This is a genomic window from Mycobacterium sp. NGS45, from assembly GCF_059812645.1.
Genome location: NZ_JCALDB010000007.1, coordinates 1 through 16751, shown reverse-complemented (window position 1 = coordinate 16751; position 16751 = coordinate 1). Strand labels below are relative to the sequence as shown.

12 protein-coding genes, 1 tRNA gene and 1 pseudogene are annotated in these 16751 nt (G+C 65.8%); 11 read left to right on the top strand and 3 right to left on the bottom strand.

Annotated features, from left to right (window positions below; translation table 11 throughout):
• Positions 1–21: 21 nt before the first annotated feature.
• The gene (locus AC5Y3P_RS08205; RefSeq protein ID WP_500045405.1) at positions 22–1431 is read right to left on the bottom strand and encodes a zinc-dependent metalloprotease; all 1410 of its coding nucleotides are present in this window, start codon (positions 1429–1431) and stop codon (positions 22–24) included.
• 84 nt (positions 1432–1515) lie between these two features.
• Here AC5Y3P_RS08205 and AC5Y3P_RS08200 point away from each other — a divergent pair, with 84 nt between their 5' ends.
• The 8 genes and pseudogenes from AC5Y3P_RS08200 to AC5Y3P_RS08165 all read left to right on the top strand — a co-directional run bounded on the left by AC5Y3P_RS08200 (position 1516) and on the right by AC5Y3P_RS08165 (position 10340).
• Positions 1516–2538 (top strand): YlbL family protein, encoded by a 1023-nt coding sequence (locus AC5Y3P_RS08200; RefSeq protein WP_500045404.1) that lies wholly within the window; start codon positions 1516–1518, stop codon positions 2536–2538.
• An 81-nt stretch (positions 2539–2619) separates the two neighbouring features.
• Complete coding sequence (locus tag AC5Y3P_RS08195; protein WP_500045403.1) at positions 2620–5628, top strand: UPF0182 family protein; 3009 nt, start codon at positions 2620–2622, stop codon at positions 5626–5628.
• A gap of 76 nt (positions 5629–5704) precedes the next feature.
• Positions 5705–5845, top strand: coding sequence for a hypothetical protein (locus AC5Y3P_RS08190; protein WP_500045402.1), 141 nt, complete (start codon positions 5705–5707; stop codon positions 5843–5845).
• A gap of 555 nt (positions 5846–6400) precedes the next feature.
• Positions 6401–6474 (top strand) — tRNA-Met (locus AC5Y3P_RS08185).
• A gap of 61 nt (positions 6475–6535) precedes the next feature.
• Positions 6536–7502: pseudogene (locus AC5Y3P_RS08180) on the top strand (transposase); the annotation flags it as partial.
• Between the two features lie 345 nt (positions 7503–7847).
• Positions 7848–8279: a hypothetical protein gene (locus AC5Y3P_RS08175; RefSeq protein WP_500045401.1), complete on the top strand. Its 432-nt coding sequence runs from the start codon at positions 7848–7850 to the stop codon at positions 8277–8279.
• 91 nt (positions 8280–8370) lie between these two features.
• Positions 8371–9483 carry a PLP-dependent cysteine synthase family protein gene (locus AC5Y3P_RS08170; protein ID WP_500045400.1) on the top strand — a complete coding sequence of 371 codons (1113 nt, stop codon included), beginning with the start codon at positions 8371–8373 and terminating at the stop codon, positions 9481–9483.
• 188 nt (positions 9484–9671) lie between these two features.
• Positions 9672–10340 carry a DUF305 domain-containing protein gene (locus tag AC5Y3P_RS08165; protein WP_500045399.1) on the top strand — a complete coding sequence of 223 codons (669 nt, stop codon included), beginning with the start codon at positions 9672–9674 and terminating at the stop codon, positions 10338–10340.
• 934 nt (positions 10341–11274) lie between these two features.
• On the opposite strand, the gene AC5Y3P_RS08160 is transcribed toward AC5Y3P_RS08165, so the two are convergent.
• Both AC5Y3P_RS08160 and AC5Y3P_RS08155 read right to left on the bottom strand, forming a co-directional pair.
• On the bottom strand, positions 11275–12450 hold the full coding sequence (locus AC5Y3P_RS08160) for a sensor histidine kinase (protein WP_500045398.1): 1176 nt from the start codon (positions 12448–12450) through the stop codon (positions 11275–11277).
• Positions 12447–13196, bottom strand: a complete 750-nt coding sequence (locus tag AC5Y3P_RS08155) for a response regulator (protein WP_500045397.1) — start codon at positions 13194–13196, stop codon at positions 12447–12449. The genes AC5Y3P_RS08160 and AC5Y3P_RS08155 overlap by 4 nt, the downstream gene beginning before the upstream one ends.
• Before the next feature lie 444 nt (positions 13197–13640).
• Here AC5Y3P_RS08155 and lpqS point away from each other — a divergent pair, with 444 nt between their 5' ends.
• The 3 genes from lpqS to AC5Y3P_RS08140 all read left to right on the top strand — a co-directional run bounded on the left by lpqS (position 13641) and on the right by AC5Y3P_RS08140 (position 16544).
• Complete coding sequence (gene lpqS, locus AC5Y3P_RS08150) at positions 13641–14048, top strand: putative copper homeostasis (lipo)protein LpqS (protein WP_500045565.1); 408 nt, start codon at positions 13641–13643, stop codon at positions 14046–14048.
• Between the two features lie 109 nt (positions 14049–14157).
• Positions 14158–15267 (top strand): PLP-dependent cysteine synthase family protein, encoded by a 1110-nt coding sequence (locus AC5Y3P_RS08145; RefSeq protein ID WP_500045564.1) that lies wholly within the window; start codon positions 14158–14160, stop codon positions 15265–15267.
• Positions 15267–16544, top strand: coding sequence for an MDR family MFS transporter (locus tag AC5Y3P_RS08140; RefSeq protein ID WP_500045396.1), 1278 nt, complete (start codon positions 15267–15269; stop codon positions 16542–16544). Before AC5Y3P_RS08145 ends, AC5Y3P_RS08140 begins: the two co-directional genes overlap by 1 nt.
• Positions 16545–16751 lie beyond the last annotated feature (207 nt).

Here is a 16751-nt window from a genome sequence, read left to right as displayed (position 1 = left end):
TGCGCAGTCATCCACAGGCGGTCAGCCCTGGCTGGGTCGCTCGCCCTCGCCGCCGCCGTCGCCGTCGTCGTCACCCTCGCCGCCGGCGTCGCGCGAAGACGAGTCGGCGTCCTCGCTGAGCGCCTTTTCGAACTCGGCGATCACGTTGTCGATCTCGGAGCTGCCGCCGCCAATCACCCGGTCGATGAACGCGGCCGGTTCGTCCAGGTCCGACGACGTGGGCAACAGGTCGGGGTGCTGCCAGACGGCGTCGCGCGCATCGGTACCGGCCGCTTCGGTCAGCCGCTCCCACAGGGTGGCGGCCTCGCGCAGCTTGCGGGGCCGCAGTTCGAGCCCGACCAGGGTGGCGAACGTCCGCTCGGCCGGGCCACCGCTGGCCCGACGGCGGCGCAACGTCTCCGACAGTGCCGGCGCGCCCGGCAGTCGCTCGCCGAGCGCGGCCATCACGACGGTCTGCACCCAACCTTCGATCAGGGCCAGCAGGGTCTCCAGCCGCTCCAGCGCGGCGGCCTGCTCGGGGGTCGGCTTGGGTTCGAACATGCCCTGGTTGAGCAGCTGTTCCATGGCGGCCGGATCGGCCATGGACGCCGGGTTGAAGCCCTGCGCCAGTTCCTCGATGCCGGTCATGTCGATCTTGATGCCCTTGGCGTAGGCCTCGACGCTGTTGAGCAGCTGGCTGGCCAGCCACGGCACGTGGCTGAACAGCCGGTGATGGGCCGCCTCGTGGGCGGCCAGGAAGGTCAGGATCTCGCTGCGCGGTTGCTCGAGTCCGCTGGAGAACTCCTCGACCGCGTCCGGCATGATCGCCGCGACGCCCTTGGGGCCCATCGGCAAGCCGATGTCGGTGGAGGTCAGCACTTCCTTGGACAACGTGCCCAGCGCCTGGCCGAGTTGCGAGCCGAACGCCATACCGCCCATCTGGGAGATCATCGCCAGCAGCGGCCCGGCCATGCTTTTGGCCTCCTCAGGCAGCGACGACGCCCACACCGAGGACAGCTGCTCGGCGACCGGATCGCACAGCCGCTTCCAGGTGTCCAGCGAGTTGTCCACCCAATCCGACGGGGTCCAGGCCAGCGCCTTGCTGGTGCCGGCCGGCAGCGCGGTGGCACCGTCGAGCCAGGTCTCGGCCAGGTGCACGGCATCCGAGATGGCCTTGGCCGTCCCCTCCGGCACCGGTGCGACGAACCCGATCGAGTTCGACGCCAGCTGCCGCGCCAGGTCGTAGTTCACCGGCCCGGAGCTGGCGCCCCCGGCCATCGCGGAGCCCGCCCCGGAGAACATCTGTCCCAGTCGGGTGAAGATCTGGCCCAGGTCGGCCATGTCGCCGGAGCCGAAACCGAACGGGTCCGAGGCGCGCGGGTCGTCGTCCTTGCGGCGCTTGTCCGGATCTGGTCCGTCGCCGGAGGAGAACCCGAAGGGCAGGTCAGCCATGACCTCAACGGTACCGACCGTGTCGGACCGAAGTGCGATTGCCGGTCACGCTGTCAGTGAACCGGCCCGTCTACTGTGGGCGGCGTGAACAGGCGGATTCAGACGTTGCTGGTGGCGCTGGTGCCGATCGTGGTGTTCGGCGTGCTGCTGGCGGCGGTGACGGTGCCGTTCGTGTCGCTGGGTCCGGGCCCCACCTTCGACACCCTCGGCGAGTTCGACGGCAAACCCGTCGTCGAGATCGAAGGCACCGAGGTCCAGCCCACGTCCGGGCATCTGAACATGACCACGGTGTCCCAGCGGGACGGTCTGACCTTGGGTCAGGCACTGGCGTTGTGGCTGTCCGGACGCGAACAGTTGGTGCCCCGCGATCAGGTGTATCCGCCGGAGAAGTCCCGCGAAGACGTCGACAAGGCCAACACCGAGGAATTCAAGCGTTCCGAGGACAGTGCCGAGTACGCCGCGCTCAGCTTCTTGGACTATCCCAAGGCGGTGACCGTGGAGAGCGTCACCGACCCGGGTCCCTCGGCCGGCAAGCTGCAGGACGGCGATGCCGTCGACGCGGTCAACGGCACGCCGGTGGCCAACCTCGACGAGTTCACCGCGCTGCTCAAGGAAACCAAGCCCGGCGATCAGATCGTCATCGACTACCGGCGCAAGAACGCGCCGATCGGCACGACGACGGTGACGCTGGGGGAGAACCCCGACCGTGACTACGGCTATCTAGGGGTCGGGGTACGTGATGCGCCGTGGGCCCCGTTCACGATCGACTTCCACCTGGCCAACATCGGTGGCCCGTCGGCCGGGCTGATGTTCAGCCTGGCTGTGGTGGACAAGCTGACCCCGGGCGAGCTGCCGGCGTCGAACTTCGTCGCCGGCACCGGAACCATCGCCGGCGACGGTGCGGTGGGCCCGATCGGCGGGATCACGCACAAGATGCTGGCCGCCCGGGAAGCCGGCGCATCGGTGTTCCTGGTGCCGGCCGACAACTGCGCCGAGGCCCGCTCGGCCGAGCAGGACGGTCTGCAGTTGGTGAAGGTGGAAAACCTGCGCGGGGCGGTCGAGGCGTTGGAAACCATTTCAGCTGGGGGCGAACCCCCGACCTGTTGAGCTTGCTAGTCGTCAGGCCCCGACATCGGGTTGCGTACAGTTGGGGCCACCAACCGTCAACCCCTGATCAGGAGTTCAAACGTGGGTATGCGGCCTGCCGCGAGGATGCCAAAGCTGAATCGGCGTAGCCGGTTCCTGGTTGCGATCGCGACGGTGGTCGTGCTGCTGCTGTTGATCGGGCCGGTCCTGATCGACACCTACGTGAACTGGCTGTGGTTCGGCGAGCTGGGGTATCGCTCGGTGTTCACCACCTTGCTGGTCACCCGAATCGTGTTGTTCGTGGTGGTCGGTCTGGTGGTCGGGCTGATCGTGTTCGCGGGGCTGGCGCTGGCGTACCGCGCGCGGCCGGTGTTCGTACCGGTCGGGCCCGAGGATCCGCTGGCCCGCTACCGCACCGTGGTGTTGAGCTGGCTGAAGTGGCTGGGTCTCGGCATCCCGGTGGTGATCGGTGTGCTGGCCGGGCTGGTCGCCCAGAGCAGCACCTACCGGGTGCGCGCCCAGTTGTTCCTCAACGGCGGCTCGTTCGGGATTGCCGACCCGGAGTTCGGCAAGGACCTCGGCTTCTACGCGTTCGATCTGCCGTTCTACCGGATGGTGCTGAGCTTCCTGTTCGTCGCGGTGGTGCTGGCGTTGGTGGCGAACCTGTTGACCCACTACGTCTTCGGCGGTATCCGGCTGGCCGGCCGAGAAGGCGCAGTCACCCGGGCCGCGCGCATCCAGCTGATCTCGCTGGTGGGCACCGTGGTGTTGCTCAAGGCGGTCGCCTACTGGCTGGACCGCTACGAACTGCTGTCGCATACCCGCGGCGGCAAGCCGTTCACCGGTGCCGGCTACACCGACATCAACGCCGTGCTGCCGGCCAAACTGATCCTGTTGGCGATCGCGTTGATCTGTGCGGTCGCGGTGTTCAGCGCGCTGGTGCTCAAGGACCTGCGCATCCCGGCGATCGGTCTGGTGCTGCTGCTGCTGTCCTCGGTGGTGGTCGGCGCGGGCTGGCCGATGGTGGTGGAGCAGTTCAGCGTTCGGCCCAACGCCGCGCAGAAGGAAAGCGAATACATCTCCCGCAGTATCACCGCGACGCGTGACGCGTACGGCTTGACCGACGATGTGGTGACCTACCGCGATTACAGCGGTGACGCGCCCACGTCGGCCCAGCAGGTGGCGGCCGACAGCGCGACCATCTCCAACATCCGGGTGCTCGACCCGCGCATCGTCAGCCCGGCGTTCACCCAGTTCCAGCAGGCCAAGAACTTCTACGCGTTCCCCGAAGAGCTGTCGATGGACCGCTACCGGATGCCCAACGGGCAGCTGCGCGACTTCGTGGTGGCCGCCCGTGAACTGGACCCGGCCCGGCTGATCGACAACCAGCGGGACTGGATCAACCGGCACACCGTGTACACCCACGGCAACGGGTTCATCGCCTCGCCGGCCAACACCGTGCGCGGAATCGCCAACGACCCCAACCAGAACGGCGGCTACCCGGAGTTCCTGGCCAGCGTGGTGGGCGCCAACGGCTCGGTCGTCTCACCCGGGCCGGCCGATCTCGATCAGCCCCGGATCTACTTCGGTCCGATCATCGCCTCGGCGCCGGCCGACTACGCCATCGTCGGCTCCAACGGTGCCGACCGTGAGTACGACTACGAGACCAACACCGAGACCAAGAACTACACCTACACCGGTTCCGGCGGCGTGCCGGTCGGCAACTGGTTGGCCCGGTCGGTGTTCGCAGCCAAGTTCGCCGAACGAAACTTCCTGTTCTCCAACGTGATCGGCCCGGACTCCAAGATCCTGTTCAACCGCGACCCGGCCGAGCGAGTGCAGGCGGTGGCGCCTTGGCTGACCACCGATTCGATGCTCTACCCGGCGATCGTCGAGGGACGGATCAAGTGGATCATCGACGGCTATACCACGCTGGACAACTACCCGTACTCGGAGTTGACCACGCTGTCGAGCGCGACCGCGGACTCCACCACGCCGACCATCAACAACCGGCTGGTGCCCGACAAGCAGGTGTCCTACATCCGTAACTCGGTCAAGGCCACCGTGGACGCCTACGACGGCACCGTGACGCTGTATCAGCACGACGAGTCCGACCCGGTGTTGCAGGCCTGGATGAAGGTCTACCCGGACACCGTGAAGCCCAAGAGTGAGATCAGCGATTCGCTGGCCCAGCATCTGCGCTACCCCGAGGACCTGTTCAAGGTGCAGCGCACCCTGCTGGCCCGCTACCACGTCGACGACCCGGTGACGTTCTTCTCCACCTCGGACTTCTGGAACGTGCCGCAGGACCCGATTCGCCAGGGCACTTTCCAGCCGCCGTACTACGTGGTGGCCAACAGCCTTGCCGAGGACGACAATTCGGCGTCGTTCCAGCTGACCAGTCCGATGAACCAGCTCAACCGTGAGTATCTGGCGTCGTTCATCAGTGCCAGTTCCGATCCCGAGCACTACGGCAAACTCACCGTGTTGACCATTCCGGGTCAGGTGCGTGGCCCCTCGCTGGCGCACGGTGCGATCAACACCGAAACCATGGTCAGTGAGCACCTCGGCCAGATCGGTCGAGACGGCCAGAACCGGATCCAGTGGGGCAACATGTTGACCCTGCCGGTCGGCCACGGCGGTCTGCTCTACGTGCAGCCGGTGTACGCCTCGCCGGGTCGTGCCGACGCGGCCTCGACCTATCCGCGACTGATCCGGGTGGCGATGATGTACGGCGACAAGGTGGGTTACGCGCCCACCGTGCGCCAGGCCCTCGACCAGATCTTCGGCGCCGGTGCAGGTGCGGCGGCGACCGGCCCGGCACCGGAAGCTGACACCCCGGCCGCTGCGCCGCAGCAGCAGACCACCACCGCGCCGCAGGCACCGGCCACCCCGGCACCCGAGGCGGCACCGGCAACGCCGGCGCGGCCGGTCCCGGCGGCAGGTGTTCCGGCCACCGAGCTCTCACCGGCCAAATCGGCGGCGCTGCAGGGCATCAAGGACGCCATGCAGGACGTGCGGGAGGCTCAGCAGAGCGGCAACTTCGCCGATTACGGCCAAGCGCTGCAGCGCCTCGACGACGCCATGAACAAGTACGACGCCGCCGAGTAGCACCTGGTTGGTGGGGCTGGGCCGACGTCGCGGGCGAATTTCCTGTACGCCGGCGGCTCGGAAGTGCTTGCGCGCCATGCGAATCATCTTCGTCGGCGAGCGCCCGATGGCGCTGAAGTTCGGTGATCCCGGAATACACGCCGCCGCACCGCCGATGGTGGTGTCCCAAGCCAAAGTGGAAGCGGCGCTGCGTGATCGGCTGCATGCACCGGGGTGACGCCGCAGTGCGGCGTCGAGCTGGTCGGGGTACGCCGGGAGCAGGGGTCGGTGGTGGCCGAATGCTCGGACGGGCAGGCGATCCGTGATCGCTGGATGTCGGGAGTACTGCGCGGTACCCAGCGCGCTGACCCGAATCGACATCGCGAGTTACCTGATCGGCCGGTTTCTTCGTGATCAGGTGGCCATCCGGGTATTCGTCCTGCCTGTCGTGCAGCGCTGGGCGACGTGCTCGGTCGCACAGCTGCGGGTCAGCTACCGCAAGGGTCCGCTGAGCGGTCGGGGCCGCAAGCCGCGCCCTGGTGACCGGATCGCCGATTTGTGCTGTGTCCGCGCTTATGGCGAGGCCTCGCACCTGCATGGTGAAGTCGGCGGGTGGTGGGCGTGTTGCACACTCCGATTACGAGCGGCTCGGGCAGCCGCGGCCGGCTCGTTCGTCCGGCCGCTGGCCGCCGCTCTGCGGTCCGGGAATGCTCGCTGAGTTCGGCGCGAAAACCACGTTTGAACACCCGATTTGGTGGGATGCGGCGGCTTGGGTAACCTTGTGTTCACCCAACGCGGGGTGGAGCAGCTCGGTAGCTCGCTGGGCTCATAACCCAGAGGTCGCAGGTTCGAATCCTGTCCCCGCTACTAGGTAGAACGGCCCCCGGACACGCGTCCGGGGGCCGTTTTCAATCTCGGTGGGAACACACTCGACGCCGCCGTGGAAGCGTTCCGCACCCGGCCCCTGTGCATTCGTCGCTGCCGATGCGCTGGTCCTCAAGGTTCGCGAGCAGGCCGGGTGGTCAACGTCCACGCGTTGATCGCCGTCGGGGTCAACGTCGAGGTGCCGCGAGATCCTCGAGATCGAGGTGTGTACCGCCGAAGACGGGGCGGGCTGGCTGACGTTCTGGCGGTCGCTGACTGCCCGCGGACTGTCCGTGGTCAAACTGGTCGCCAGCAACGCTCATGCCGGCCTGGTGGCCGCCATCGGCGCCACCGCGTGCCTGGGGGCCAGATGGCCGCGCTGCAGAAAGCACTACACGACCAACCTGATGGGCCTGATCCCGAAGACTTCGTGGCCGTGGATGCGCGCCCTGCTGCATTCGGTGTTCGATCAGCCTGGCGCGGAATCAGTTGCAGCGCAGTATGACCGGATAATCGAGGCCCTGTCCGACAAGCTGCCCAAGGTGGCTGATCACCTGGAAATGGTCCGCCCGGGTCCGTTGGCGTTCACCGCGTTCCCCGGGAACGGCTCAACAAGGAGGTCCGGAGGCGCACCGACGGCGTCGGTATCTTCCCCGACCGCGACGCCCAGATCCGCCTCGTCGGTGCCGTGCTGGCCGAACGACAGGGCGAAGGGGCGCCTCGTCCTTGAAATCCTCAGCAATCATGCACGATCAACGACACCCCGGCCGGAACAGGAGGCCACCCCCGCGGCACTGACCGCCTCCATCGAAGAATCACACGACGATGTCTTACACCACGTGGCCGGACCCGCCGAGACGAGGCACGAGATTTGGTTCAGTATTGTGTTTCTAGCAGTGCGTCGGCTCAAAGAAGCGCAATGGCAATGTATTTGGCTAAGAGTCAAGATGCTCGGGCAGACCTGCCGGACGCCGGAGCGTGCCACCTGTTCGTCAAAAAGTCCTCTCTGTGCCGCGAAAACGACTGCCTGACACGCGAACTCAATGAGACACAAGAACGTTTCGACGCGGGCCGAGCACTCACCCAATCGTTGGACGGCCGGCTGGCGAGCCTTGAATCAGAAGCGTTGCACGCATGCGCCGAGAGGATTGAATCGGCCCCGGTATGGCCCGCACGGGGGACTGCTTCAGGGTTTGGTCGACTCCTGACCTATGGGCCCGTTCGTCCAGCACCCATCGCGACCTGGCGCGACGGGGTGATTCACCACCGCCGCCACTCCTCCCGTGCGATCTCCGGCAACGGTCCCGTTGTCATGGGGTCACAATTAGATTTCATACCCCGTGGGGGTATGAACAGGTCGTGTTAGTTTGGCGGGTATGACCGTTGTGGCGCACCGCCCACGCCGCGGCGCACAGCAATGGCTGATCGCGCTGATCGTGCTGGTGATCGCCGCCATCCCGGTGTCTCATTGTGTGTCTGATGCTGCCCATCTCGATGCGGGCGACTCTGGCCATGCACACGTGACCCCGCACGTCGACGGGTGGATCGCGGCGTGGTCGATGGCTTCGATCGACCACCCACATGCGACCCCCGCACCGGAGGACTCCTGGTGCGCGGTGCTCGACATGGTCGGAATGCTCGGCCACGGCGCGAACCCGGTGCGTGATGTCCTGGCACTTGTCGTCGGTCTCGTGATTTTCGGGGCTGTGCGCTACGGCAGTCACGCCACCCGAGGACCTCCCCGGGGTCCGTTGATCAGCGCCGCCGGCCGCGACATCCTGCACCGCCACTGCGTCATCCGACGCTGAACCGACTCCTCGGGCGAGGCGGCCTCATCGCCATGCCCAGACGAGTCCACCTCAGCACTGGCCGCCCCTGGCCCCAACGCAGGAACCAACAATGACCAACCCTGTTCTGTCGTCCCGTCGTAGCTGCGCCCATCTGGGGCCGCGGTTCCATGACCCCAACACGCTCGTCGGCAACACCCCGGTGCTTTGGATCTCCGATCTGCTGTCCGGTATCCACCCGGGCCGCGGCCAGTCCGGATTCTGGGCAAAGCTGGAGGGACACAACCCCAATGGAATGAAGGACCGGTCGGCGCTGCACATGGTCGAGCAGGCCCGAGCTCGGGGTGAGCTCCGCCCCGGAGGAACCATCGTCGAATCCACGAGCGGCACCCTCGGTCTGGGGTTGGCGCTGGCGGGGATCATCCATCGGCACCCCGTTGTGCTGGTGGCCGACCCCGGCCTCGAACCGATCATTTACCGGATGCTCACCGCCTACGGCGCTCGCGTCGTCACTGTCACCGAACCCCATCCCGTGGGCGGCTGGCAGAAAGCCCGCAAGGACCGCGTCGCGGAGATCCTCGCCGATCACCCGGACTCGTGGTGTCCTGACCAGTATCAGAACCCCGACAACGTCGCGGCCTATCGAGGTTTGGCCGAGGAACTCATCGACCAACTCGCGGTGGTGGACGTCCTGGTCTGCTCGGTCGGTACGGGAGGGCACTCTGCCGGGGTGGGCCAGGTCCTGCGCGACCACAACCCGAACCTGCGGCTTGTCGGAGTCGACACCATTGCCTCGACCATTTTCGGTCAGCCCGCCGGGGACCGACTGATGCGTGGCCTGGGATCGAGCATCTATCCCGGCAATGTCGACTATGAGGCGTTCGCCGAGGCGCACTGGGTGGCGCCCAGCGAGGCTGTGTGGGCCTGTCGCACACTGGCGGCGACACATCACGCTACCGGTGGATGGAGCGTCGGCGCCGTGGCACTGGTGGCCGCGTGGGTGGCCCGTACCTCGCCCCCGGGCACGACCATCGCTGGGGTGTTCCCGGACAACCCCCTGCGCTATCACGGCACCATCTACGATGACGACTACTGCAGGCTGCACGGCCTACTCGATCAGCCGCCGGCGGCGAACCCGGACGAGGTCGCCCGTCCCGACGAACGCGTCGTCGAGCGGTGGACGCGGCTGACCCGGGTCGTGGATCCGATCAGCCGGGCGAAATGATCTCTGTGGATTGAGTATTCACCTCCTCCGGTGGGCCAACCCAGTGCCGAGGTGCATTCAACGAGGTCTTCATCAGATCTTCATCAGAACCGGAATGGACCCATACACACCTGTTGCAGGCTGGTGCCGTGCTACGCAGACGGCATGACGACGTCGGCTGCGAAACTGAGTCGAGGAAGGGTGTACGAATGCAGCGCAATTACAGATCTGGACTGGTGGCGCTGGCAGTGTCCACCCTGCTCCTCAGTGCATGCGGATCAACGACCACCTCCACGAACGCCTCTACGCCGGAGTCGAACTCGGTCACCACATCAGAAGGCGCCCACTCCCACAACGACACTGACATCTCGTTCGCTCAGGCAATGATCCCGCACCACGAGCAAGCGGTCGAGATGAGTGACATGGTGCTCGACAAGCAGGGACTCGACCCGGACGTGGTGACGCTGGCTGAGCAGATCAAGGCTGCGCAGGCACCCGAGATCGAGCAGATGCAGGCATGGTTGCAGCAGTGGGGTGTTCCATCAACACCAGTCACCACCAGCACCGGCATGCCAGGTCACGGCATGCCGGGCCACGACATGCCAGGCCACGACATGCCAGGACATGGCATGGATGAGATGCCTGCGATGGAGGGCATGATGTCCGAAGCTGACATGACTGCTCTGCAAGACGCCCAGGGCGCCGAAGCCAGTCGGCTGTACCTGCAGCAGATGATCACCCACCATGAGGGTGCTGTCACGATGGCGCAGCACGAGATCGACAACGGCCAGTTCCCGGAGGCGGTCGAGATGGCTCGGAACATCGTGACCTCGCAGCAGGCCGAGATCGACAAAATGCGTGGCCTGTTGGAGAAGTAGTCTCCGTTCCCCGGTCGGGTGGCAGGGTGCGACCGATTGGCGGGGCGGCGCTGCTCAATGATCGCGACAGTCACTATGGGTGGATTGCCCATCGCCGAAGTGCCGCGGTGAGACTACGGAGCCGGGATCGCCCAGGCTCGAATTCTTCGATCCGGCAGCGGCGCGTAATCAACTATCGAGTGTTGTCGCCCCCGATCGAATCCGTGCCCGAACGCCGCGGCTGAGCCCATCCGGGGGCCTCGGCCGCCACGCATCCGCTCCGCGCCCGTGCCGTATCTCGGGGCGTCCTTCGATCGCGACCTTCTACACCCGCAGCTGTGTCGGAGGACATGGAAGCCGAGTCGAAGGGCACGATCCGTGGCGACGTCGCCCACGACAAGCTGGTCGCACTGAGCCATGGGGGCACTGACCGGACCACCCGCCGTGCATTGGCCGAGATCAAAGCCCAATGGCGCCTGGGTAATACGCGTTTGCACCGGCTCGGATCGGCGGGCCCCGTATCTTCGCCGGCCTGGACCGCATCTTTCGCCTCATCGGTGGTGCTCCGAGGTATCTGCTGCTCGACAACCAGTAAGCCGTCACCATCGGCGATATCGCCGGGATTCTGGTCTGCCGAGAAGAACCTGCTGCCCGCCTTCGGCGCGTTCGCCGATTGGATCGCCCTGGATCTCCCAGAGTGTCGGATCATCGACGACGCCGTCCTGCTCGGTGCCGACGCCGCTGAAGGGCGCTACCGCATCGTCGAAGCCGCCTACGAACGCCGCCCAGTGGCGATCTCGTCGGACCTTGCACCCCTAGCGTCTTCACCGGCAGTTCCGATGTCCATTGACACAGCCGCAGCGCGTGAGGTGTCGAGAGTTGTCCGGGGTAGATGTATTTCGTGGACATGCAGTGTTGAGGGTGCGCGGGCAATCCCACGTAGGTATCGGCGATCTCACTGCCGGGAAGGCCGAGAGGTGGGGTGGCTGCCCGTGGCATCACCACATGCTGTGACCGGCAGTTCCGCGGTGAAAGTGGCTCCAGTTCCCGGGCCGGCGCTGGTGGCGGTGAGGGTCCCTCCATGGGCTTCGACAAGAGCCTTGGCGATCGCCAGGCCCAGGCCGGCGCCGCCGTGCCCGCGGTCGCGGGCGGTGTCGGCACGGTAGAAACGTTCGAAGATTCTCGTCAGATGTTCGTTGGTGATTCCTTCACCGTTGTCAGTTACTGCGATCGTGACACTGTTGTCGTGGTAACTGCAGGTCAGTTCGACCGAGCCTCCTGTGGGAGTGTGCAGCAGTGCGTTATCGAGGAGGTTGCCCAGCACTTGGGCCAGTCGTTGTTCATCGGCCCACAGTCGCGGCAATTCGCCATGGGGATTCAAGCGCAGAGCCACGCCCTTGTTGTCGTATCGTTCTTGCGCTGCGGCCATGCAGCGGCGAGCGAGGCTGCCGGCATCGGTGATGCTTTTCGTCAGTGAGAATGAGCTTTCCTCGGCTTTGGCCAGTGCGGCGACGTCTTCGGAGAAGCGCACGAGCCGTCGCGTTTGGTCGCGCAGCATGGCGGCGGTGGCCGGGGTGAGTGTGCGGATGCCGTCCTCGAGGGCCTCGATGTAGGCCTCGAGGACTGCTACGGGTGTGCGGATCTCATGGGCCAAGTCGCCGAACAACCTCTGGCGCGTGGCGTCGACTGTTTGCAGGCGGGCGGCCATCTGGTTGAAGGCGACCGCGAGGGCGTCGAAGTCGTCGCCTAGGTGCGGCGGTGAGACGCGAGTGCCGTACGTGCCTTTGGCGATTGCTTGGGCTGCCGCGGCGACTTCGGAAACGGATCGTTGTAAGCGTCGGCTGATGTAGTACGTGACGATCAGAGCGGCCAGGGCTGAGACGGCTACCGCGACGCCTATCGATATGACGGTGGCATAACCGTAGGCTTCCTCGGCGTGCACTTCCTCCATCGAGTTCGGCGGAACCCCGGCCTGGTGGAGGTGTTCGCGGAACAGCGGCGGTCCGACGACGGCGGCCACAATGGTGGTGGTCAGTGCTCCGGTGATGACCACGATCGCTTGGGCGGCCAGCAGCCGCAGCCCGATCCCTGGTCGGCGTGCCCGCGTCAGTGGTGCTGGCCGGCCGGTCATTGGCCGCTACCCATGCGATAGCCGACTCCACGCACGGTGGCAATGAAGCGGGGTTGGGCTGCGTCGTCGCCCAGCTTGCGGCGCAGGTGGCCGATGTGGACGTCGACCAGATGCTCGTTGCCGATCCACGGGCCCTCCCGCACGATCTCAAGGAGTTGGCGGCGGCTGAGCACAACGCCCGGCCGGCCCGACAGTGCTTCCAGGATGTCGAACTCGGTGCGCGTGAGCAGGATCGTTTCATCGTCGCGACGAACTTCGCGGGCTTCGACGTTGATGCTCAATGGCCCGAACCGACGCGGTGGCGTGGGTGTGTGCCCAGTAGCGCCGGCTGGGGCCGGGGCTTGCAGTGCGCGGGGGCGGCGCAGCATGGCCCGGATTCGGGCGACGAGTTCGCGCGGGCTGAACGGCTTGGTGATGTAGTCGTCGGCGCCCACGGTGAGGCCGACAACGGTGTCCATCTCGGCGTCGCGGGCGGTCAGCATGACGATGTAGGCGTCGGAGAAGGTGCGTAGCTGCCGGCATACTTCCAGGCCGTCAATGCCGGGCAAGCCCAGGTCGAGAATGACGACATCGGGATCAAGTTCGCGCGCGATGTTGAGGGCGTCGATGCCGTTGTCAGCGACGATGGCTTCGAACTGCTCGCGCTGCAGGTAGCTGGCCACTACCTCGGCCAGTGGTACCTCGTCATCGACGATGAGTGCTCGATAGCCCTTGGCCGCCGGTGACGGATCTGCTGCGTGCTCCATAGGGCAATGGTGCCTGCTCGGTTAGCGCGCGAACGCCGTCCGAGGGCCCGAGGCGCCGATCTTGAGCGGATCTTCACACGATGCATACCGAACCCGGATCAGCGGCGACGAGGCTGTTGTGGTCAGGGAATGTGCCGGAAGTGGGTTCTGGAATCAGAACGCAGCATTGCAGCAAACGCGTACCCGGGCGGTGGCACACACGCGTGCTGGACGTCTCGATAGCTGGGAACGATGAGAGCGTGGCATTGGATCGGATGGCATTCGCCCGCGGTTTGCTGTTCACGAACATCGCTGTACAGCAATGATGCCAAGGAATGAGGAACGGTGTTGGGTGTGATCGCAGCTGTGCGCCCGCTGCGCTATCGCAGGCAGATCGCGACCCGGCGTCCACAGTGCAGGGGTACTGGCGCTGACCGACCTGCCACCACCGCGGGCAACGTCGTGATGTTCCTCGGAGCGGCGTCGTGGCGGCCACGACGTGCAGTCTTGGCCGCGATCGGATTCTGTGTCGTGATCATGGGTGCACAATCGACGCTGGTCGGCGCCGGGCCCGCGTCCGCAGTCCACGGCCCGCACGCGCTGCCCGCCTATTCCGCAGGCGCTTTTGCGGACCCGGTTGACCACCCGCACGCCGCACGTGACCAAGCTCCGCTGGCTCCGGACATCTTTGCCGAAGTGGTACTGCCCCGCGCGACGGTGTCAACGCTCGCCGTCGCTCTGGTGGCGATACTCGACGTTGCGCTGTTGTGGCGTCACCGAGCACTGTCGACACGGCGCGGTCCCCCCAGCGTGAGCGTGCAGTCCGAGTCTGGGCGTGAACTTCTCGCTCGGCTGTGTATTGCGCGCCATTGATCGGCCAGCGCCAGGTTGCTGCCTCGCCGTCGGCAGGAGTGACACCGGTGACCGTTGCCCGTCATCAACTGCCGCGCGCTGCGCGGCGTCACAGAAACGACACCCTACGATGAACCATGTTCGCTCTCTTCGCTCTGCTTTCGAGCAGCTTGCGCAACCCCCTGGCCTGCGGCGACACGAAAGACCCACCACGCTGGTCGGTCAGACGCCGGTCTTACGAATCAGCGAACCGTTCACGAACCCTGACCGGGGTTTCTGGGCCAAACTCGAAGGCTTCAATCCCGGCGGTATGAAGGATCGCCCAGCTCTGCACATGGTGGCCCGGGCACGGGCCGACGGTGAGTTGGCACCTGGAGCCCGTATTGTCGAATCAACCAGCGGCACATTGGGTTTTGGACTGGCGTTGGCCGGCACCGCCTATGGGCACCCGGTAACCCTGGTCACCGATCCGGGCCTGGAACCCATCGTTCAGAACATGCTGGCTGCCTACGGCGCACAGGTCGAAACAGTCACCGAACCCCACCCCGAAGGAGGTTGGCAGCAGGCCCGACGGGATCGCGTCGCGCAGATACTGCAGGCCGACCCACGGGCGTGGCACCCCGACCAGTACAACAACCCACACAACGTCGAGGCCTACCGGGGGTTGGCGTTGGAGTTGAACCAGCAACTGGGACCGGCCGATGTTCTGGTGTGCTCGGTGGGAACCGGAGGGCATTCTTCGGGTGTAGCGCGGGTGTTACGTGAGTTCAATCCGCAGATGGAACTGATCGGTGTCGACACGGTGGGCTCCACCATCTTTGGGCAGCCTGCCAGTACCCGGTTGATGCGTGGTCTGGGGTCGAGCATCTATCCCGGGAACGTCGATTATGCGGCCTTCACCGAAGTGCACTGGGTCACCCCGCAGGACGCCGTGTGGGCATGCCGCACGTTGGCGGCCACCCATTACGCCAGTGGCGGGTGGAGTGTGGGGGCGGTTGCGCTGGTCGCCGGGTGGGTTGCGCGCACATACCCCGCCGGTACCACGATCGCGGCTGTCTTCCCCGACGGACCTCAGCGATACTCCAATACCGTGTACAGCAACGATTACTGTCGCGATCACGGCCTGTTGGGCGCCGTGCCGCCACCGGCGCCGGCCACCATCGATGATCCGCTCACGCATGTGGTGACGTCGTGGACCCGGTGTGCGCAGGTCGTCGATCCGGGGAAGGCGGCCCGCTGATGGGGCTGATCTCGCAGTTCCGTAGCTTCGGTTGGCCGACACGGCTGCTGATGGTGAACCAGTTCGGGATCAATCTGGGTTTCTACATGCTCATGCCCTATCTCGCGGCCTATCTCGCTGGGCCTTTGGGGCTGGCCGCATGGATGGTCGGCCTCGTACTCGGGGTGCGCAACTTCTCGCAGCAAGGCATGTTCCTCGTCGGTGGGACATTGGCTGACCGATTGGGCTACAAGCCCCTGATCGTCGGAGGTTGCATCCTCCGCACCGTCGGATTTGCACTCTTGGTCGTCGCCGAGTCACTGCCATTGATGCTGATTGCCTCTGCAGCAACAGGTTTCGCAGGTGCATTGTTCAATCCCGCGGTCCGCGCCTACGTTGCTGCCGATTCAGGACCGCGCCGAGTCGAAGCATTCGCGCTGTTCAACGTGTTCTACCAGGCAGGGATCCTCGCCGGACCACTGGTGGGCCTGGCACTGATGTTCGTCGATTTTCGGGTGACCGCCGCGGCCGCCGCTGCGGTGTTCGCAGGCTTGACCGTTGCGCAGCTGTTCGCGCTGCCGCAACGGGTGTCCGCCGCGCCCGAGGCCAGAACCTCGGTGCTCCACGATTGGCGGACGATCGCGTCCAACCGATCCTTCCTGCTGTTCGCGGCAGCCATGATCGGCTCCTACGTCTTGTCATTCCAGGTCTATCTCGCTTTGCCGCTGCATGCGCGCGACCTTGTGCCGGGCAACGATTCCGTCGTCACTGCGATGATCTTCGTGGTCTCGGGGCTGGTCACCATCGCCGGGCAGATGCGCATCACCCGATGGTTGTCGCGGCGTTGGAGCTCGGGACGTTCGCTGACCATCGGCATGCTGACCTTGGCGGCGTCATTCCTCCCGTTGGTCGTACTGCCCAGCGACGCTCGCACTGGTGTCGTCGCGGCCGTGGCGGCTCTGCTGGTGGCGACCGGCGTGCTGGCCGTCGGTTCGGCTGCTGTCTTCCCGTTCGAGATGGACACCGTGGTGACCTTGGCCCATGGCCGCCTGGTGGGCACCCACTACGGCTTTTACAACACGGTCGTGGGCGTGGGCATTCTTGCCGGCAACCTGGCCACGGGTTGGCTCATGCAGACCGCACAACGCATTGGTCGGCCGGAGCTACTGTGGGTGCTGCTCAGCGGAATCGGTGCTGTCTCGGCATGGGGGTTGTACCGTTTGGACCGTCGCGGCCGCCTAGAACCGGCGCCGGCCGAGGAGAGCGTGGATCCCCGGTCGGACCGGCGTTGCCGCTGACCAGCTTTCGCTGATGAGCACCGCCCGATCGACTGCCCCCGAAGATCACCCGTGGCACTGTGACGGGCGCACGGGTCTGCGGAACCTCGGCCAGGCGCCAGTCGGGACCGTCGATTGTTCTGTCCCTTCGCAGCTTCGCGACAGGTCGGCTCGCACCCGCCCGGATAAATCGTCGGCGTCGGCTGTGGCCGCGCCGGTGTACCACCC